Below are 19,699 nucleotides of genomic sequence, written 5' to 3'. Positions count from 1 at the left end.
GGACGCGGAAATGAGTATGACCGCTCATGTCACGGCACCGGCCTCTGATGAACATGAAGATCAACATCGCCAAGAGGGGGAGACCACTCATGCTCAACCGCATCGCCGGCGTCCTGGTGCCCACCGTTGGACGTCTGTCGGTGACCACCGATTCGAGCTTCACGATCATGCCCGGCAGCCTGTACGCGGCGAATCACACGTCGCTCGTCGACCCGGCGATCGTGCTTGCCGCCCTGCACCGGATCGGCGCCGATCCGGTCGTGATGGCGACCGCCGGGCTGTGGCGCGTCCCCCTGCTCGGCCATCTCCTCGCCCGCGGGGGCCACATCCCGGTGCATCGAGGCGACCGGCGGGCAGGCGACGCAGTCGATGCCGCCGTGCAGGCCCTGGAGCAAGGCCGATCGGTGCTCATCTACGCCGAGGGGGGCCTGCCCCGCCGAAGGGACGCCGGTGAAGCGGCCCCCGGGTCCTTCCGCAGCGGCCTGGCCCTGCTGGCCGAGCGCACCGGAGCGCCCGTCGTGCCTGTCGGGCAGGCAGGGGCACGCCGAGTCACCTCGGGCAGCACGGTGAAGCAGCTCGCTGGGCTGGTCACGGCGCCGCTGCGCCGTCCGGGACTTCACGTCCACGTCGGGGCGGCGCTGCAGCTCACCGGTGACCGGGCGGGGCGCTTGGCCACAGCGCACACCGCGGTGACCCAAGCCTGGCGGACGGCGGCCACCCGGCTCGGGGAGCCCGCCGCGCTCTCGTTCTAGACTCCCCTGTCCCGGCGGACACGGTCGGCACGGCCCGGGTCACCGCTGTCGCCTCTGCTGGAGGTGCCTCAGGAGGCAGCGGGGCGCTGGGCTTGCTCGTACGCGGTCCTGAAGGCGGCTGTGGGCATATGCGGGTCGGCTTCGGCCGGGGCTGGGGGCTGCTGCGCCGGGGCGCCTGGGCGGCCGACCCGGTTGACGGCGGCTCGCGCCCGGAGGGCCATATCGCCGCGGACCGCCTCGGCGAACTGTCGCGGTACGTCGCGGCGGTCCACCACGCCGACCATGGTCCCGTGCTGGGTCCCGACCCAGGCGTAGGTCTCCACCCTCCAGCCGAGCTGACGTGCCGCCGCACGGAGCGCTGACCGGAGCAGGTCGGCGCCGCCGAGGTCGTCCGCCTCCTGATCGGGCATACGGAGTTCGACGCTGCCTCCGTAGCCGCCTCCCTGCGGTGGACAGCTGGCCTGGAGCAGCGGGACGAGCACGGTGATCATGACAGCGCGGCGAGGGTCCGTGGCCGGTGTAGGCATCAAGGGGTTCCCGGGGTTGGCACTACGCGGACAGTGGGGACAGTGGGGTGGTCGGGTCGGCGCGCCGGACCGCGATGATGTCGGCCAGAGCCATCCCGGCTTGCAGGATCTCGTGGGCGGCCACCCGCAGCCAGGGTTCGTCCCGCGGGCCGGCGGAATGCTCCTCGATCCCCATGACGTCGACGCAGTACCACTGGGCCTTCTCGTGGCGGCCGCCCGGGCCAGCCCAGCAGACCCCCAACCGCACGGAGTGGCCGGAGGTTTCGACGCCCGGCAGGATCTCGCGCAGCTGTGTGAGGGCCGTCGTGGTGTGATCGCTCAGGACCAGGCACCCGGTGGTCTTGAACGGCTCCTCTGGGTCGAGGAGTTGGGCGTGCCGGGTCTGCTTGTGCAGGACGCCGCCCAGCTCAGTGAGGACGGTCTGGCGCACGGCCGCGATGAACGGGGTGCGGGCCCGGACCGAACCGGTGGCGCGCTGCTCGAACGCGGAGGCGCCGCCGGGGCCGTGCCAAGGGCCGGGGCCCGGACAGCACGGCGAGCCGCATCCGCAGTCCTGGGGCGCATCGTCGAGGTCCTCCAGCTGCGGCCCGTCGTCCTGGCGGCGCGCGTCGGCGATCTCCTGCTGCAGAGCAAGGAGATGGAGAGCCTCCTGGGCGTCGGCGGGCAGCCGGTCGAGGACCTTCCGTGGATGGCTGCGGCCAGCCGGCCGCGGGTGCACGTTGGCGAAGGTGTGGAACCAGGTCTCCGGCCGCAGGTCCTCGCGGCTCATCTTCTTATTGACCTCGTGATCGGGATGTTCGAAACCGGTGGTCTCGCCCCACAGCAGGTAGGCCTCAGCGGCTGCGGTGAGCGTCTCGTCCATCAGTGAGTAGTCGAACTCGGACGGAGCCAGGCGGGCGAAGGCATGCAGCGGGATGCCGTACCAGTCGTAGTCGGGATCGTCGTCGAAGGGGTCATCGGCCATGGCCTGCGCAGATTCGGCCCGGTCGGCGGCCCGATGGCTGGTGATGAGCAGCGCCAGGTCCTCGCCGTGGGTGCGGGGCACCGGCAGCGCCCCGGCGCGGACGTCGGCAGCCAGGTCGGCGAACGCGCGGGCCACCTGAAGTCTGAACGCCTGGTTCTGTCGGTCGGCGCAGCGCGGCAGCCGCATGAAGACGATGTCCTCGGGGTCCTCGTCGCCCGGCACCAGCGGAACGTACGGGGCGTCCGTCCACTCGAGCGCCTGGTAGTAGGCGCACTCGGACAGTTCCTCGGCGACGCCAGCCCACAGCCGGGCGCCCGCCGGCGACAGCAGGTCGGCCCGCGTCCCGCGCGGGCGGTCCTGCTCCCGGTCGTTCAGCGCAACCCAAGGGTCGCCCTCCACCGGGCTCAGCAGGACGGGCGTCTCGGAGGCCAGTTGGGGCTCGGCGGGCTGGGTGTTCGTCCGGAACGGCAGGAAGCCGTAGTGATAGGACCAGCCGTCCGCCGATGTGGTGAGCGACGGGGACGGCCCGCTCGCGGGGCTCAACGCGACGCCGCCGTACAGGCTCAGAAGATCGTCTTCCATGAACAGCAGTCGGCGCAGCTCGGACCAATCGAAGTGCTCAGGGTCCTCCAGGTCGCTGTCGGTGAGCCCGCAGCCGGCTCGGAACTCCGAGTCGGTGACCGCGCGGTAGTGGATAGCGCGCGCCTCTTCGATCATGAGGTGCATCAGCAGCCCCTCCGCCGGGTTACGCCCCAGCGGGATCCGGGCGTCCTGCAGATCGTCCAGCAGTCCATCCGCCGCTGGTGCCAACAGGGTGCGGAAGTCGCTGCCGAGGCGGTCGGTGCAGCGTGGCAGTCGCGCCAAGAGTCCCGCGCCGCGCCCGTCGTTCGGATCGAACGGCTCGTCCCCGAAGACTGCTGCGTCGTGAGAGGCTGCGGCGCTGAGCGCGCGCAGGGCCAGCACCAGGATTCGCCGCGTCACCGGCGAGCACAGCCGCTCCCAGTCCTCCGAGATCCCCAGCTCGTCCCAGTCCTCGTAGCCCGCCTCGGCGTCGTCGTCGAAGGGCTCGTCCGGGGTGGCTCCAGGGAGTGCGTCATTGCTCACCCGGAAAGCGTAGTGGTACATCTGGCGGCCGTGTCTCGGGCCAGCCTTGCGGTCCCCTCGCCGAGGGAAATGGCGCGCTCAGCGCTTCGCCCTCATTCGGCTGCGGCGGGCGGGCGGGCGTCGATCAGGTTGACGGTGTAGCCGTGCCCTTGCATCCAAACCACGGTGGCGTCCAGCCCGGATGGAGCGACGGCTCCCCGTTGGGCGAAGGACTGTTCCATGGCCCGCTGGATGGGCCCGAGAACCGGGGTGTTCGTGGACTGTATGGGGGCGTGCCATTGCGGGCGGAAGCCCTGGAGGCCGGTTCGGGTGCGGCCGCCGATGGGGTGCGAGCTGTAGGGGAACTCGACGTGCATGTACTGGCCGTCTTCGCCCGCGATGAGGACGTTGAGAGCCGGGTCGGGGTCGTCGAGGGGGACGCCACAGGCGATCTTGACGTCGCAGGTTTCCCAGCTGAGAACAACGCAGTCGGCGGCTACGGCGGCCGCCAGGAGGGAGAGGCCCTCGATGCCCTTCTGGGCGTCTGCGCCGGTGTAGAGCGGACGGGTGTGAGCTACGGCGACGACGCGGCCGGCACGCAGGGCGGTGAGGGACGGCGGGTGTGCCATGCCCTGGGCCAGCGCCGTGGTGTGTGCTCGCGCCGTGGAGTCGGTGAGCATCTGGATGATCGTCCCTTGTGGGAACAGGTCGCCGGGCGTGCGCTCGAGCGACCGCTCCTGGCGGGGGCGACGTGTGCGGGTCGGTTTCCTGCGGCCCATCTGATTCTCCTGACAAGCGGCGGCGAGCTCCTCAGGAGGGGACGCTAGGTGTCGGTGGACGGACCAGGTGGACTTGGAGCGGCCGCGTCCCGCGAGGCGGACCGTCGGGCTGCAGGTATCTGATGGGCTGTCCCGCCCGGCGGATGGCTGGCGTCTGAGGGCTCGTCGGTGGAGTCGGGGCGAGGGCCTTCCGGACGACTTTCGCCCTCCGGCCTCGGCCGCCGGAGCCGAGCTGAGACGATGGCTCGTGCCGGGGCGGCTGAGGGGTTTGGATGGCCCCGCCGTGACGGAGGCTGCCCCGGCAACTGGAGCAGCCGCAGGCGTGCGCGCCCGCTGTCGTGGGTCAGATCCGCTCGAGCCAGTTGTAGGTGAGGTCGACACCGTCGTGGTGCAACGACGGACGGACCGTTGCGGACCTCAGGGTCGTGGTGAGGATGCCTCGGCGCTGGGTGTCGGTCATCGAGCGTTGCCACTGACTCAGCGCGTGCTGGGGGGAGACGGGGACATTCAGCTCCAGTTCGACACCGTCGGCCAGAAGGATCTCCTGTGCGATACCGAGTTCACGACAGCCCTCGGTGGAGAACGCGCGGGCGAGTACTTGCTGCGCGATGCGGAGCTCGAGGCGGTCGGCGGGGAGCTCGGGCAGGCATCCCGTGGCGCAGCTGTAGGTGGTCGGCTGGCCACCGCCGGTCAGGAGAAGGCCGCACAGCCCGCAAGAGAGCAGATCGGTCAGCAGCGGCCCGTACCAGAGGGCGGGGGTTGACGGCGCGGCCATGAGTACGGGTACGGGCTGGGCGCTTCGCGGAACGAAGATGATCTGCTGCAGGTCCGGGCGCCCGCTTGGGACGGTGACCATGCAGGCGGAGATCGGGTACGCGCCGCTGTCCGTACGCCAGACCAGTACCTGCCCGTCGGGGCAGTCCCGTGAGACGCTGCACGAGGAGAGTCCGAGTTTGGCCGCGTCGTCGCGGATGGCGAGCAACTCGGGGTCACGTGGCACCGCAGTGATGGCGGCGTGGAGGGCACCGGAGAAGCCCTGGGCGACGTCGTCCCAGTTGGCGAGCCGTCTTCGTGCGTCGGCGTCCAACAGGATCCAGCGCATCAGGTTCCAGCCCGATCGGGCCGAGTCGGGTAGTAGTGCGCGGGCAAAGGTGTTCGCCTCCACCGTCCGCCAGTTGCTGTCCACGATGAGGGCCGGGATGTCATAGCGGTGCAGCATGCGCTGCAGGTAGATGTCGAGGGGAGCGCCGGCCGTGGTGAGACGGGCACGGTGACTGTGGGGGATCTTGAGAGCTTCGATGATCGCCTCGACGGCTTCCCTGCCTGGCCAGGCGGTGCCTTGTTCGAGGGCGAGGTACTGAGCGAGGGAGATGCCTGCCCGCTCGGCCACATGCGAGGGTTCGAGAGCGGCTCGGGCTCGGTAGACCGCGATTACCTCAGCAAGGTTGGCGCCCACCATGCTCGGCTCCTGACTTCGACTATCCACTCACCCGGGTCGGGTGTTCCACCAGCGCTGTACAGACTGTTCTACTGCCCCGTACGGTCTCAGTGGAAGGAACGCTTGTATAGCGAACCCAGACAACGATTTGTCACGTCCATAGCCGCATCGTGGACCACGTCTTCGCTCAAGAGTACGGCGCAGACGGCTTCAGTACAGGGCAGTCGGCGCATCGAGCGTGCTGCTCGACCTGCCGGTGGCAGCGGCAGGGTGTTGGACTTTTACACAGTGGCAGTGCCGCTTTGGCAGGCCCGGCTCGGGAGGCAGGTGCTTCTCGACGGATTTCGTCGCGCCCCAGAGCGTGTGCCGAGCGCGTTCGGGCCGGCCGGGTCACAGACCGCGCCCTCGGAGCTCAGGTGGCTGCAGTAGGGAACAGTTCGCAGACGATCCCGTAGACCGCGGTTGCATCCTGGACCGTTCGGCCTCTGGCCATGAGCGCGCGGCGTGCGGCATCGCGTGCCCTAGGCTGTTCCGGGCTGATCAACAGGGCTTCGGCCACCGCCTCTTCGAGTTCCCGTAGATGCTGGACGTGTCGTTCCGTCGGGTGCGCCGACACCGTCACGGGGCCTCTCTTAAGTTCCGTGATCGGGGCGGCATGCGGCGCGACCGTCGTCGGCGTGCCGGGCGGCGGATTCTCCGGTGCGTGGTTGCCGGCGCGGGGGTGCTCTGCTGGTGCCCGGGATGCTGCCAGGACCAGAAGGGCGCAGAGGTCGAAGAGGCTCACGGGGCCGAACCCGCGGCTCGACAGCCGCTGGAGGGTGCCGCGCGCGTCCCCGGAGAGACGAGCAGCGTGGGGCATGGTGTGGTTGATCAGGTCGTCCGCGATGGTCTCAAGCGCCGCCCAGTATTCGGCGGTTCGGAATGAGGAACTCGGGGAGAATGCGGCGGCCATAGCCATAAGTTAGTTGTCCTCGGCACCGCGCGGTCCCGTCAACCGCTTCGCGATCGGCAACCGTGTGCACAGCGGCAGGATTGCTGTCGAAGGCAGTGGTCACCAGACGCTCCATGTCCTCAGGGATCGTCGACTCTGCTGGAGGCTGCCGGTTCCTCCTGGCGGTCGACTTGTCCGGCGGCCCGCAGGACGGGCCGCCACGGACGGTTCAGCCCACAGCGCCCTGGTCCGGGGTGCTCAGGACGGTGTTCAGGGGTGGTCACGGAGCTGGTCCGCGACACAGTGCCCTGTTCGTCAGCGGTGGTCGGCGGGCAACCGCGCGCCCGATCGGGTGCGGTGCACCAGCCCCGGCCCTGGGAGCTGCTGGTGGGTCAGGCTGCGGAAGGAGCCGTCTGGGCCAAGGTGGCCTGCGGTAGCCGGCTGGCCAGCTCGGCCGTGTCCCCCTGGTAGTGCAGCGTGCGCATTCCCAGTCGGGCTGCGGCTTCGATGTTGTCGGCTCGGTCGTCGACGAACAGTGTCCGGCCGGGGGCGGGCCACCCAGCCGCTGCAAGGGCAGCTTCGTACGCTCTGTCTTCGGGCTTGTTCACCCCGATCCTGGCCGAGTACACGGTGCGGGACATCAGGGTGGCGCACCACTCGGTGTCGTCGAGAGCCGAGGCCAGTGGGAGCGGGGCGTTGGACAGCAGCGTCATGGGGACGCCGACTGCGTGCGCGCGGTGGAGGACCTCGAGGACCGCTGGGTCGGTGCGGGTCCACATCTGGGTGTCGGCCGTGCGCAGGGCGGCCAGGAGCTCGCTTCCGGGGGCCGCTTCCCGTCCGCCGCGCACCAGGTCCTGCCAGAACGCCTGATCGCTGACGGCGCCAGCGTCGTAGGCGGCGCGTCTGCCCCAGAAGGCCCGCTGGAAGATCTCGGTGTGCGCGGCGGGCCAACCGGCCAGGACCGCGAGACGCGACCACATGTCGAGGGTCGGCTGTTTCCCGATGACCCCGTTGTAGTCCCAGATCACCGCCTCCAGCTCGTCGACGGGCAGGGGCTGGGAAGCGGTGGTGAGTGTGCTGGTCATCAAGACTCCAGTGCTCGGCGGGCGGTGACTGCGACGACGGCAGCCAGGACTGCGGGAAGAACGAGGGCTGCGGGAAGCGTGAGGACCGAGGCGAGCGCGCCGATCGCGGCGGGTCCGGCCAGCAGGCCGATATACCCGGTCGCCGCTACGGTGCCCACGGCTCGCGGGCCGCCGCGTCCGGCGGCGGTGATCAAGGAAGGGACCGCTGTGGACAGGCCCAGGCCGAGGGCCATCCATCCGGCCAGTGCCGCAGGAGCGGAGTTGGCGAGCACTCCTGCGGCCAGGCCGGCGGACGCGATCAGGGCGCCCGCTCGTACGACGGTGACCGCGCCGAAGCGGGCGGTGAACCGGTCACCGAACAGTCGACCTGCGGCCATGGCCGCGCTGTAAAGGGCGTAGGCGGACGCTGCAGCGCTTTCCGACGCGTCCAGATGGCGCAGGTGCACAGCCGCCCAGTCGGTGGCCGCTCCTTCCGCGAGCAGGCACGCTGCGGCGAGCGATCCCAGCAGCCACATCGTCGAGCGGCTCAGTCCCTGGGGCCCTTCGGAGTCGCTGTGCGCTTCACCGGCGGGGTGCTGGTCGAGCTCCTGTATGTGCCGCATCTTCGGCCCGGCTGCTGCGGCCGCCAGGGCAACTGCGGCGGCAACAGCGGCGAATACGACCTGGTGGGACAACCAGGTGGTGGCCGCAGCGATTCCGGCACCGGCCAACGCGCCTAGGCTGTAAGCGGCGTGGAGTCCGGACATGATGCTGCGGCCGTACCCCTGCTGGCACTGCACCGCTGCCGCGTTGACTCCGACGTCGAGAAGACCGTGCGCCAGGCCGAAGGCCACCGCGACGACGCAGAGACTCGTCAGGGAGCGGCACTGTCCCAGGGCACCGAGAGTGACGCCGAAGACGATGGCGGGCGCCACGAGCAGCCGGGCGGGGCCATGCCGCTGGGCCAGGCGGCCGCCGAACTGCAGGCCGGCGACCATACCTGCCGCTGCGGCCAGCAGCACCACGGCCAGTCGGCCGGGGCCGAGGTGGGCCGCTGCCTGCACGGCAGGCATCCGCGCCCCCCATACCGCCATGACCACACCCAGCCCGATGAAGAAGCCGGTGAGCAGGCGCCGTGCGGCCCGAGGCGGAGCGCCAGCATCGACCGTGATCGTCGCGGTCACCATCGTGCGTCCTGGGCCGGTGCGGCAGAGCCGGGAGTCCGCACACCGAACACCCGTGCCGCGACGGCACGGTGCGGCGCTGCCGGGATGGGTCTGGGCACGGTCACAGGGGTATCGGGTGTCATCGTGACCTTCGCTCGCCAGGGGGTATCGGGGCACCGTGGCTGGTCCGCCGGGGGCCCAGGCGGGCAGGGGCCGGAGAAGGAGACATCAGCGTTGTCGCCCGCGTAGTGCTCCAGCCATGCCCTTCGGGCGGATGCCTGCCGCGCTCCCGCCCGGCATGGATCTGCCGAACCAGGAAAGGCAGGGAACGGATGTCGGCGGGGGACGGCAGGCACAGATTCCTCCGGAGCAGCACGGGCGGCGAGCACGGTGGGTGTCGGGAGGCAACGCTGACCGAGTCCAGGCATGCCCGCAATGCGCCATTTCTGTTGACGGGAGCCCTGGTCGGGAAAGCGTCAGGCCCAGGAACACGTCCCGCCTCTTCCATCCCGCCAGGCGGTCCCGCGGCAGGTCACTCGCGGCCATCACCGGGCGGATGTGACGGCGACAGTTCAGTGCAGTGCGGAGTGACGGCTGCCGGCGGCCTCCCCTTGGCATCGCGCTCTGCGCGCCCGCCCGGCGGCCAAGCCGCGCCGTACAGGACGGAACGCAACCGCCACTCGGTGAACCACCTTCCGGCTCCGCCCAGTTGCCCGTCCCGCGGGACGGCCTACCCCTCTCCCCCGCACCTTGCCCCAGCTCTACCGTCCACTTTCATGACCGAGCCACTTACTGGTGCCGTGCACGAGCGGATCATCGAGACGTCCCACTTCCAGCCCGGTGACGATGTCCACGTCATCGGGTCCGTCATCGACGCCCGCCGCTTCGAGCGGCCGCACATCGTCTACCAGGTCCGCGAAGGTGCAGGGACCCACGCCAGCGGGGAGCCTGCGCTCCTCCTGCACGATCGCGGGAGCACGCTGAGAGCACCGGCCCGTTATCTGATCCACCTAAAGAACTGCCCCCAGTGTGCAGTCTTCGAGGCCGAGCTCCGCGAGGAGATCACCACGGCCGACTACGGCGACACGGCGCCCCATGAGGTGATGCTGGTGGCCCGCTCCGCTGACGGGCAACTGCTTCACATCCTGGATGTGCTGCGGATTCAGGATGAGCTTGGATACTGACATCGTTCGGCCAGGAGCCGTCAGGGACTGCCCCTCCGCACAGCCGACCTGACGCTCAGGGACGCCCGGGGCGAGGTCGACGCCCACTTCGTACGCTGGCTCGCTGCCGCGGAGACCGCGCTGCGGCCCAAGCCAATCACCCTCGCCCGTGCGGCCGGGGGTTCAGCTCGACCTCGGCGGCAGACGCCGTGTCCTCAGAGCAATGTTCTCGTAGTAACCCATCCATCAGACCTGGATTGGCCTAGGCACCTAGGCGCGGGGCGGTGCACCGCGCCTATGCAAGGGGTGGTTGCTCTCATCGCCTTCTGGGGGGAAGGTAGAACGCCGAAGCGTCCCTCCTCACTACGCTTGAGGAGGGACGCTTCTGGAACTGCTGACTCAACGCGGAGTTGGGTCAGGTTTACACGGCTCCGAACTCATCGTCGGCTGCCGCTGCCACGAAGCTGTTCCATGCCGCGACGGGGAACGCGAGTTGTGGCCCTGCCTTGTCCTTCGAGTCACGCACGAGTACCTCGCCTGGGCGCCCCGCCGATCCGGCGGTCACCCGCGCTGCGCACTCGATGCAGTCACCTCCGTTCTGACCGCTGTAACTGCTCTTTCGCCATGTGAGCTCCTGCGTCAACGGAGACTCTCCTAACTTCTTCCATAACCGACGGCCTTCCACGTGAAGGCCTCCCGGGCCGGTGCCCGGGCATCCTCTCAGAGTCTCCCCTGCGTCCTCGGATCGCCAGCGCCTACGTGGGCAGAGTGCTAGCGGCCCAGGCTGGCGGCAGCGTCATCGATCATCGTTGCCGACAGGCTGGGGTCGGCGGCCAGGGCCTCGAGCCGTTCGAAGGCGTCGATGAACGGAGCGACCTTCTCGGCGTCCGAGTGGACGCCGCCGTCTACAAGCGTCTCGAGATAGGCAAGCTCGCCAACTGTCTCGTCTTCGAAGTCCCACAGGGTGAAGGGGCCGTGCATGGCGGGATGGGCGCCAGCAGCGAAGGGGAGCACTCTGATCGTGATGTGCGGTTGTTCAGCGAGTTGGCTGAGCCGCAATAGCTGCTGCTGCATGACTGCGGCTCCGCCAACGGGTCGGCGGATGATTCCTTCGTTGAGGACCACAGTGACAGACGGAGGGTCGGAGCGCTCCAGGATGCTTTGCCGCTTCGCCCGAACCTCGGCGTGGACGCGTTGGATCTCCTCATCGGCGTCGGAGAGGGCGAGGATGGCCCTGGCATATTCCAGATCCTGGGTGAGGCCTGGCACGAACTCGGACTGGTAGATGCGAAGCTTCCGGGCCGCAGCTTCCAGGCCGAGGCAGGCCTGAAACCAAGGCGGGATCTTGCCCTTGTAGGGCTTCTCCTCCCACCAGTCCTTCCTGGTCTTGGTGATGAGGGCGTAGTTCTCCAGCTCGTCGCGCAGTTCAAGCGGAGCTTCGTAGTAGTCGCACAGCAGCCGGACGTCGCCAACCTCGACCGCAGTGTCCTTCGTTTCCAGGCGGGTCATGCGAGCCGTAGACCAGCCGAACACCTTGGCGACGGCCGAGGCATTGAGTCCTCGTTCCTGGCGGAGCCGGCGGAGCTGCAGTCTGAGCAGGATGCGGCACAACGCGACTGATCTGTCGTCAACGGCGGCCATCTCGACTCCTTCAGTGCGGACTTGGCCTTGAGGCGACACGCGGCCAGGTGTCTCTGTGTCACGTGTCGATATGACGATAGCCCTCGGCCGCAGACCCTGGGAACGCGAAAAGGCTCGCTGAGAAATTTTCGCAACATAGCTTTACGTAAAGAAGATGGCGCTGCCATACTCGACGCGTCGCAACAGTTGGCAGCTATCTGCGCACACTCCGTGACCGCGTCCGGCTGCCCTTCGCCAACCGACGAGGACCGGCTATGCCCCCCACCTCGCTTGATGCGCACCCTCACTTCGAGCCGCGTACGAGCTGCGACTCGACCATCACCGCCGACGCGACGCGGGAGGCTTCCTCGGCGCGGCACCGCCCGTCGGTGCCCGACAGGAGCTCCGAGAGCCTGCACGCCGACCGCGCTGCATACGACACCGTGCGGAAGCGGCAGGTTCAGCTGGTCGTTGCGCCCGGGGTGTACGACCTCACCAGGTGGTGGGTGCGCCCTCTCTCGGGTGGGGATGGTTGGCTGGCGGCGCCGAACGAGCTGGAGGACGTGGATGGCCATGCCGAGTGACCGACTCGGCACGGCTTCCCGGCCATGTCACTGGCAGCCTGCACGGCGTTCTGTGACCGTTCTCACCTTTCCTGCCGAGATTTCGCGAAGCGTCAGAAACGTCTCTGAGTTGGCTGGTCCCCGACAGTTACTCGGCTCCCTGGTCGGGGGCAGCCCAGTACCGGGTCAACATCTCGTCGACCCATGTGGGGACATGTACCTCACCCTGGGGACCCATGACCGGCATCCAGGGCGCGACATCGAAGACGGGCGTGCCGACGACCGCGTCGAAGTCCGTCACGTAAAGATCTCGTCCGTCGACCTGTACGAGCTTCGGGTGGCTAACGGCCAGTTGGTTCGGCCGTCGATGGTTGCGGTGAGCGAAGGTGCCCGTTGCCGGCCAAGCCGGGTTGTTGCGTGGGCTACGCGCATGCAGGGCCACGTCCGTGGGGCTGGCCCGATGGAAGTGCCACAGGACCTCCAGGTGCGAGAACTCCTGGAGTCCTTGAAGGGTCTCCAGCGGGAAGTCCTCGTTCATGCGGATGATCGACTCCACGCCGCCTTGGAAATCGTCGACGGGGTCCGTATGGCCCGCGACGACCTGCGCGACTGCCGTGATCTCGATCCGCGTTGGGCTGCTCATTCGCGTCCCTTTCGTGTTCGGCCGTCCCGGCCTCGTCAGAGGTTCATTGGCACTTCAAGTCGGTCAGCCTATGGGGCGAGTAGCGCTCCTTCGTTGGCTGGCCGTGGGCAGTGTGCCGACGACTGCGACGTCCGCCAACTTGGGAAGGGCGGCGGGGGCCCGCGGGTCCAGGTATGGGGTCCGCGCAGGTTAGGCCTGGCTCAGCATGGAACGGGCGCGCGCGTCCAGCTCCGCGGCTTGGCTCCCGGCTCGGTTCCGGAAGGGCGACAGTGCGCGGCGCATCTGGACAACGGTCTCCTTCGCCCGGCCCGACTGGACGCCGGTCATGGCGTCGAGGGCTTGGTTCCAGGTCTCGCAGGCGCTGTCGAGGTGTCCTTGCTGGGCCTGCACGGCGCCGAGGTAGCCCAGGGTGACGGAGTGCGTCCTCGCGAACTGCGCTCGCCGTGTCCGGACGCTGCGGTGGAATTGCGTCTCGGCGCCCTTGAGGTCGCCCAGGTCTCGCAGAGCGGCGGCAGTCTCGTGGGCGAGGCTGGCCTCGGTGTAGAAGAACACCCGGCTTGGCTCATCGTCTCCATGGCTGGCACGGCCGAGGTCTTGTTCTGCGCGCAGAAGTGCGGCGGCGGCGGCCCTCTTCTCGCCGGCGGCGGCCAGACCGCGAGCGTGCACGACGCCGAGCAGGGAGCGCTCGCGCCAGCAGGCGTGTGCGTAACGGCGGCTGGACAGGGAGGCTTCGGCCAGTCGCACGGCCTCCTGCGGTTGGCCAAGGTCGACGGCCTGGTGGGCCATCGCCCGCAGGATGTGCCCGGCCAGTGGAGCGTCTCTGGCCTCTTCGGCGAGTCCCGTGGCGATCGTCAGCCAGCGCTGCGCGAGGGGGTGTTCACGCCCGTCGAAGGCCGTCCATCCCGCGAGGTAGGCGAGTTCGGCTGCTGCGGAGGTCATCGAGCGCCGGACGTCGTCGGACAGGAACCGGCCGCTCAGAAGCTCGGCGACATCTGTGCGGAGGTATGCGACAAGGGCGGCGCGGCCGGCGCGGCCCCCGCGCTTCTGGTCGCGGCGGGAGAAGATCGCGGTCATCTCGCAGACGTCGTCGACGTCCTGAGCCGTAACCACGTAGCTCGACAGGGGTTTGCGCGCCCGGGCTCGGTCTGCGGCCCGCTCGAACCACTGGTCGTCGGGGAGGGCCAGGGCGGCCACCGAGTATGCCGAGGTGGCCAGCAGGTGTCGGCGGTCGATGTCCACCATGTCTTTGCTCCCGAGCGTCACCAGCGTTGTCAGTGGGTCGTCGCTCCACGCCGGCAGCTCGAACTCGTCAGTGTCCGCCGTCAGTCCGATGTCGGCGAGCGTCACGAGGCGACCGAGGCATCGGGAGAGCGTCTCGGCCAAGATACGGGCAGCCTGGGGCTCGGGGACGACGCCGCCCACCCACTTCGCGATGTGGGACTGGCCCACGCCGGTCAGCTCGTTGGCACCGTGTTCCGCGGCGACCGACCTGACGCGCGCAGCCAGGCGGCTCTGGGACAGGCCCGCCTGGGCAATCGCAGCGGCCAGCTTGACGTTGCGCGTACGCCCCATGGTGCGTCCTCGTCCCCGAAACGATCTTTCATCACGTTCATTGGTCCCGCGGCCTCACCGGGATACCCAGCGCTGCGAAGACGCGGTTGTCTCGTGAAGACGATATTCCTCAACCCCTCGTGCAGCGCAGGGGATTCGCGGACCTCATCCACACGAATCCACCGGGCGAGTGGCCCTGAAAACCCGATGGCAGGAGAGGAGAAGCGGCCGATGAACCACCTGACACGCAGGAGGCCCGGCTGCCCGACAGCTCTACCCGCAGTGTATGGGGGCGTGGCCCTGCCGGCTCAAGGAGTGTGTGCGGTGAACAACCCCCCTCTCGACGGTGTCAGTACACGTGGTGCGAAAGAGCCCCAGTTCGAGGTGTCATTCCCCGCCGAGCAGGCGGCCATCCCGAGGGTGCGGCGCCAGCTGCGCGCACGTTTGGAGGAGGACGGCCTTGACAGCGTTGCCGATGACGTCGTCCTGATCTGTACGGAGCTCGTGACCAATGCGGTCCTGCACGGCTGCCTCGGCTTCCCGCCCGGGAGCACCGTCAAGGTCACTGTGATGTGGTCCGACGTCCAGCTGCGCATGGGCGTGCGTGATCCGTCCGGCGTACGGCCCAAGGAGCGGGGCCTCTCTGCGAGTCGGACAAGTGGACGCGGTCTCCGGCTTGTCGACCAGCTCTCCGACCGCTGGGGCGTCGAGACCGATCCTTCCGGCAGCGGCAAGACCGTCTGGACGGAGCTCGACGCCCCCCGGAGGCGAGCATCATGAGCGTCTACGCGACCACCTGCTCCCCGGCTGGGGCAGGACTTGCGACCTCCGAGAGCACGCTGCCGAACACGCTCGATTTCCCGCCACCCTCGAATGCGGCCCGGGGCCGAACCGCACCGACCGGCGCAAGGGAGACGGCGTACGGGCAGCTGCTGAACCGATTGGATGTGTCGGCCCGCTTCACGACAGCAACAGAGGCCGAGGAGACCGAGGCGCTGCTGGAGGACGTCCTAGGTGAGGCGGCCGCACCGGACCGAGCCCAGATCGCCGCCTGGACGGATCGCCCAGCTTCACGGTCCCGACGCGAGCGCGGCCGTCCAGCACGGCCTGGCCCTACTCCAGTACGTACCGGCGGCGGCACCGGTCTTGGGACGACGTCGGCGCCTCGCTCACGCCGTCTCGGCGATCCTCGACCTCGCCGGAGACGCCCCGTGAACACGAAGCGTCCGCGGCTCCGGACACGCCCGCAGCCCCTCCGCCCGCAGCGGCATCGGGCGCCCGCCGCTGTCCGCCCCCAGATCGGAGACCACGTGTTTTCCGCATTACGCCTGACGCTCGGTTGGCGTAGGCGCTCCCCGTCCCTGCCCCCGGCCCTCCCGGCGCAGTGGCCCGCCCCGCCCCGGGGCTTCGTGCATGGCGTCGAAGACCTGGTGGAACGGGTGCTGGGCACGTCGCCTCTGCCCCGCGACGACAACGACGTCACGCTGCTCCTGGTGGGCTTGCGCCTGCAACTCCCCCACCTGGAACAGCTCCTGGATGACACGGCCCCGGACCTGGTCAGCCAGGCACGCTGTATCCGTGAGGAGCCGGTACCGGAAGAACGCATGCCCCTGGTGATCCTCACCATCCGGCTCGCAGAGATCGCCCATGCCCTGATCGACGCTCTCCCAGTGAGCGCCCTACCGCGTGGCACGGACACACAAGGGCCCCTCCCTTCCGACGGCCAGGCAGTGGAAGGTCCCCGGAACGTGGACGAGGCGAAACTCGCCAAGACCGAGCCGATGCCCCTCCCCGCGCTCGCTCGAACGCCAACGCCCGGCCCCGCCCAGCCCCCCTCGCAGCACAGGTCACAGCGGGCGGCCGAGTTGGTCAGTGCCGCGGCGGGTCCGCTGGGGGATTGCGGGCCGCCCGCATAGACCCGAGCCCGGCGACACACCACGCCCCGCCCGTCGCCGGTGCTCGCCCGTGGGCTTTCGGCCTCCGACTCTGGGGGACCGTTCGGCACACCGCCGGCCCGGTCCCGGAAGCCGAAAGCGAGTGGCAGATCCCCCGTGCTGCCGTCCCGGCTGCCGCGGTTCCCAGATCCCCCGCGGCAGCCGGTCCACACCTTTGCTCGTTTGCCCCCGACCCTTCGCCCGAGGACTCCATGACCCCCGACATCTCCCCCACTCACCCGAGGCGGCGCAGAAGGCGCCGGCTCGTCGTGACCGTTCGCGCCCGGCTGGTGATGGTCGCGGTCATCACGGTCACCTGCCATGCGTGAGCGGACGACGGCGCGGGCCGCCGGCCGAGTGTTCAGGCGTCCCACTCGTAATCAGGTCCGAATCGCTGTGTTCGCCCTCGCGATGCTCACCCTGATCGTCGCCGGATCAGTACCGAGGCAGGGATGACCCTCGCCGGAGGAATCATCACCGGCCTGCTCATTGCCGCGATAGGAGTGCTCGTCCTCTTCGGGCAACGCGCGCACAGCAACGGCCGTGCTCGAGGACCTCGCACGAGCGCAGACGACCGACCCACGCACCAGCACGACAGCATGAAGGGCACCCCGCCATGACGACCGCGCCTGCCGACGTCGACACCCCAGTCGACAGTGCCTCTCTGGAGGCGCGCCGTGCCGTTGCGCGAGAACTGCAGACGGCCTTCCGCGACAGCGGTGTCCACGCCATGCCGAAGATCGGCATGACGGCCGCAGCACCCGCCGTATCGCTCACCATCCCTCTGTCAGGGTGGGAGACCTCGCCGTTCCTCGTCGACGGACAACTGCCGGCGGCCAACCCTGCCGCTCCCCTGCAGCATCTGCTCGGTCAGCACGACGTCCATGCGAAGGTCACGCTGGTCGAGTTCGGTCCCGAAACGGCCGCAGAGGTGGCAGTTGCTACATGCGGCGACGCACGGCGCCTGGCCGCTTTGGTGGTCGAACGGCGCTCCGAGGCACACAATGCGGCACTGCGGCTGCGGGCAGCCTTCACCAAGGTCGGCATCAAAGAAGACCACATCTACGTGACCGACGGCACGGTGCAGATCGGCGACATCAACGCTCCTGACGCCGTCACGCTCCTTGAGATCCTCACCAACGGCCGTTCCAGCGCCGCGTTCAACGAGCTGGGTCTCTGCGACCGCTGGGACGCCGAAGGCTGGCGCGAGGTGGAGAAACTCGCCCAACTCTTGGGCCGCGTCGTCTCCCAGGCATGCGGACAGTCCATCGAGAGCGTGCCCAACCCGGCGTGCCACACCTGCGCGTCCAGCCGTCCGCACCGGATCTCGCTCGGCAGTGCAAGCCCCCAGCATGCCCTGCTTCTCGCCAATGCCATCACCGCGGCCGACGAGCCCGGAGCCTGCGGCGACGTAGCACCGCCGGACATCTGATCACACATCCATGGCCGGCCCCGCCTGCCTCTCCAGCCGTACCCGAAACATCAGCCCTTGTGCCGGCCCCATGGCGGTGGCGGCACTCTCGACGAGATGGACGTTCATGCCCGGGCGCATCGAGGACTACGCACTCATCGGAGACATGCAGACTGCCGCTCTGGTCTGCCGGGACGGCACGGTGGACTGGCTGTGCCTGCCCCGCTTCGACTCTCACGCCATATTCGCCGGGCTGCTTGGCACCGAGGAGAACGGCTTCTGGCGCATCGGGCCTGCCCACCCGGCCGACGACACGCCTCTGCCCGCTACGCGGCGCAGGTACTGCGGTGATTCGCTCATCCTCGAATCGGAGTGGGACACCCCGCACGGCACCGTCCGCGTGACCGACTTCATGCCGCCCCGTGACGGCGCCCCGCAGCTGACCCGGATCGTCGAGGGAGTCCACGGCCGCGTCCCGATGCGCTCAGCCCTGCGTATGCGCTTCTCGTACGGCCGCATCACGCCGTGGGTGTACCACGTCGATGGACGGACGGTTGCCACCGCGGGGCCCGACTCAGTGTGGTTGGACGCCGATGCCGAGACCTACGGCAAAGACCTGACGACGTACGCGGACTTCACCGTCTCGCCCGGTGACCGACTCGCCTTCACCATCCAGTGGCAGCCCTCCCACAAGGCATCGCCGCCGCTGCCGGACCCCGAGGCCGCGTTGAGGGCGACGCAGGAGTTCTGGCGGGATTGGGCCGGACACTGCACGTACACCGGGCCGCACCGGGAAGCAGTGGTGCGTTCCCTGATCACCCTGAAGGCCCTGACGTACGCGCCGACCGGCGGCATCGTCGCCGCCCCCACGACCTCGCTGCCCGAGTCGATCGGCGGCGTACGGAACTGGGACTACCGCTACACCTGGCTGCGTGACGCGGCGATCACCCTGTCCTCGCTGCTGCGTACCGGCTACCGCGACGAGGCCCGCGCCTGGCGCGAGTGGCTCCTGCGCGCGGTCGCCGGCGACCCAGAAAACCTCCAGATCATGTACGGCATCGCCGGCGAGCGCGAACTCGGCGAGATGGAACTGGACTGGCTGCCCGGTTATGAGAACTCGGCCCCGGTCCGGGTCGGTAACGGGGCAGCTGACCAGCTTCAGCTGGACGTGTACGGCGAGGTCACCGAAGCCCTGCACCTCGGACATATGACGGGCCTTGCGCGCAACGACTACGCCTCGGCGCTGCAGGTGAAGCTCATCCGGTACCTGGAGGACCACTGGGGCGAGCCGGACGAGGGCATTTGGGAGGTCCGCGGTCCGCGCCGGCACTTCGTGCACTCCAAGGTGATGGCCTGGGTCGCGGTCGACCGCACCATCAAGCTGATCGAGTCCGGCGACGCGGACGGGCCATTGGAGCGCTGGAAGCAGCTGCGCGACGACATCCACCGGGACGTGTGCGAGAAGGGCTACGACAAGGAACGCAACACCTTCACGCAGTCGTACGGCTCGAGGGAGCTGGACGCGTCCCTGCTGCTGATCCCGCAGGTGGGCTTCTTGCCGCCGGACGACAAGCGGGTCATCGGCACCGTGGAGGCCATCCAGCGGGAGCTGTCCACGCCGGACGGTTTCATCCTCCGGTACCCCACCGAAGGTGAGGACGAGGGTGTCGACGGTCTGCCGGGCGACGAGGGTGCCTTCCTGGCCTGCTCGTTCTGGATGGCCGACGATCTCGCGATGATCGGCAGGGTCGATGAAGCCCGCAAGCTCTTCGAGAAGCTGCTCGCCCTGCGCAACGACCTCGGCCTGCTCGCCGAGGAATGGGACCCGGTGAACCGGCGCCAGGTCGGTAACTTCCCGCAGGCCTTCAGCCACGTCCCGCTGATCGACACCGCGCTCAGGCTGACGGCCTCGGGCGCGTACGGCGGGTGAGCGGAGTGAGAAGCCGTTTGCCGTCTCCCAGTGCCTCTGGCGTTGTCCACTCCAGCCCGAATGCGCACCTTCGCCAGGCGGCTGGACACCGTGACAGAGCCGCGAGAACTGCTCTTGCCCTGCTGTCCGCCGCGCTGCGGAGGGTGGCACGGTTCTTACGGCCCGAGCTGCCCGGATCCA

General features: G+C 69.1%; 17 protein-coding genes. 6 read left to right on the top strand and 11 right to left on the bottom strand.

The genetic code is table 11. The features are described 5' to 3' along the window. Positions 1–89: 89 nt before the first annotated feature. Positions 90–752 carry a lysophospholipid acyltransferase family protein gene (locus ABZ404_RS27000; RefSeq protein ID WP_358990996.1) on the top strand — a complete coding sequence of 221 codons (663 nt, stop codon included), beginning with the start codon at positions 90–92 and terminating at the stop codon, positions 750–752. A 68-nt stretch (positions 753–820) separates the two neighbouring features. On the opposite strand, the gene ABZ404_RS26995 is transcribed toward ABZ404_RS27000, so the two are convergent. The 7 genes from ABZ404_RS26995 to ABZ404_RS26965 all read right to left on the bottom strand — a co-directional run bounded on the left by ABZ404_RS26995 (position 821) and on the right by ABZ404_RS26965 (position 8,725). Further along, a complete protein-coding gene (locus ABZ404_RS26995; protein WP_358836821.1) occupies positions 821–1,243 on the bottom strand; it encodes a hypothetical protein in 423 nt (140 codons plus the stop codon). 58 nt (positions 1,244–1,301) lie between these two features. Further along, entirely contained in the window at positions 1,302–3,347 is a 2,046-nt protein-coding gene (locus ABZ404_RS26990) for a hypothetical protein (RefSeq protein ID WP_358836822.1), read from the bottom strand. Positions 3,348–3,439: 92 nt separating this feature from the next. After that, positions 3,440–4,105: a hypothetical protein gene (locus ABZ404_RS26985; protein WP_358836823.1), complete on the bottom strand. Its 666-nt coding sequence runs from the start codon at positions 4,103–4,105 to the stop codon at positions 3,440–3,442. A gap of 343 nt (positions 4,106–4,448) precedes the next feature. Beyond that, positions 4,449–5,564, bottom strand: coding sequence for a helix-turn-helix transcriptional regulator (locus ABZ404_RS26980; RefSeq protein WP_358836824.1), 1,116 nt, complete (start codon positions 5,562–5,564; stop codon positions 4,449–4,451). 391 nt (positions 5,565–5,955) lie between these two features. Then, positions 5,956–6,495 carry a hypothetical protein gene (locus ABZ404_RS26975; RefSeq protein ID WP_358836825.1) on the bottom strand — a complete coding sequence of 180 codons (540 nt, stop codon included), beginning with the start codon at positions 6,493–6,495 and terminating at the stop codon, positions 5,956–5,958. Between the two features lie 371 nt (positions 6,496–6,866). Beyond that, positions 6,867–7,559 (bottom strand): HAD-IA family hydrolase, encoded by a 693-nt coding sequence (locus ABZ404_RS26970; RefSeq protein WP_358836826.1) that lies wholly within the window; start codon positions 7,557–7,559, stop codon positions 6,867–6,869. Then, complete coding sequence (locus ABZ404_RS26965) at positions 7,559–8,725, bottom strand: MFS transporter (protein WP_358990970.1); 1,167 nt, start codon at positions 8,723–8,725, stop codon at positions 7,559–7,561. The genes ABZ404_RS26970 and ABZ404_RS26965 overlap by 1 nt, the downstream gene beginning before the upstream one ends. 755 nt (positions 8,726–9,480) lie before the next feature. Between ABZ404_RS26965 and ABZ404_RS26960 the strand changes: the two genes are divergently transcribed. Beyond that, positions 9,481–9,888: a hypothetical protein gene (locus tag ABZ404_RS26960; protein ID WP_358834748.1), complete on the top strand. Its 408-nt coding sequence runs from the start codon at positions 9,481–9,483 to the stop codon at positions 9,886–9,888. 400 nt (positions 9,889–10,288) lie between these two features. On the opposite strand, the gene ABZ404_RS26955 is transcribed toward ABZ404_RS26960, so the two are convergent. The 4 genes from ABZ404_RS26955 to ABZ404_RS26940 all read right to left on the bottom strand — a co-directional run bounded on the left by ABZ404_RS26955 (position 10,289) and on the right by ABZ404_RS26940 (position 14,265). Continuing rightward, complete coding sequence (locus tag ABZ404_RS26955) at positions 10,289–10,552, bottom strand: DUF397 domain-containing protein (protein ID WP_358834747.1); 264 nt, start codon at positions 10,550–10,552, stop codon at positions 10,289–10,291. A gap of 86 nt (positions 10,553–10,638) precedes the next feature. Then, positions 10,639–11,508, bottom strand: coding sequence for a helix-turn-helix transcriptional regulator (locus ABZ404_RS26950; protein WP_358834746.1), 870 nt, complete (start codon positions 11,506–11,508; stop codon positions 10,639–10,641). A 690-nt stretch (positions 11,509–12,198) separates the two neighbouring features. After that, positions 12,199–12,693: a TrmO family methyltransferase gene (locus tag ABZ404_RS26945; protein ID WP_358834745.1), complete on the bottom strand. Its 495-nt coding sequence runs from the start codon at positions 12,691–12,693 to the stop codon at positions 12,199–12,201. A gap of 189 nt (positions 12,694–12,882) precedes the next feature. Further along, positions 12,883–14,265 (bottom strand): Tat pathway signal protein, encoded by a 1,383-nt coding sequence (locus ABZ404_RS26940; RefSeq protein ID WP_358834744.1) that lies wholly within the window; start codon positions 14,263–14,265, stop codon positions 12,883–12,885. Between the two features lie 303 nt (positions 14,266–14,568). Between ABZ404_RS26940 and ABZ404_RS26935 the strand changes: the two genes are divergently transcribed. From ABZ404_RS26935 to ABZ404_RS26920, 4 genes are all read left to right on the top strand, one after another. Beyond that, entirely contained in the window at positions 14,569–15,024 is a 456-nt protein-coding gene (locus ABZ404_RS26935; protein WP_358834743.1) for an ATP-binding protein, read from the top strand. A gap of 629 nt (positions 15,025–15,653) precedes the next feature. Beyond that, entirely contained in the window at positions 15,654–16,160 is a 507-nt protein-coding gene (locus tag ABZ404_RS26930) for a hypothetical protein (protein ID WP_358834742.1), read from the top strand. 634 nt (positions 16,161–16,794) lie between these two features. Further along, a complete protein-coding gene (locus ABZ404_RS26925; protein WP_358834741.1) occupies positions 16,795–17,610 on the top strand; it encodes a hypothetical protein in 816 nt (271 codons plus the stop codon). A gap of 106 nt (positions 17,611–17,716) precedes the next feature. Beyond that, positions 17,717–19,519 carry a glycoside hydrolase family 15 protein gene (locus ABZ404_RS26920; RefSeq protein WP_358834740.1) on the top strand — a complete coding sequence of 601 codons (1,803 nt, stop codon included), beginning with the start codon at positions 17,717–17,719 and terminating at the stop codon, positions 19,517–19,519. The last annotated feature ends 180 nt before the right edge of the window (positions 19,520–19,699 follow it).

The organism is Streptomyces sp. NPDC005878 (assembly GCF_040629815.1).
In the GTDB taxonomy this organism is placed as follows: Bacteria; Actinomycetota; Actinomycetes; order Streptomycetales; family Streptomycetaceae; genus Streptomyces.
The sequence above is the reverse complement of the archived record's forward strand: the minus strand, read 5'-3'. Positions and strand labels throughout refer to the sequence as shown.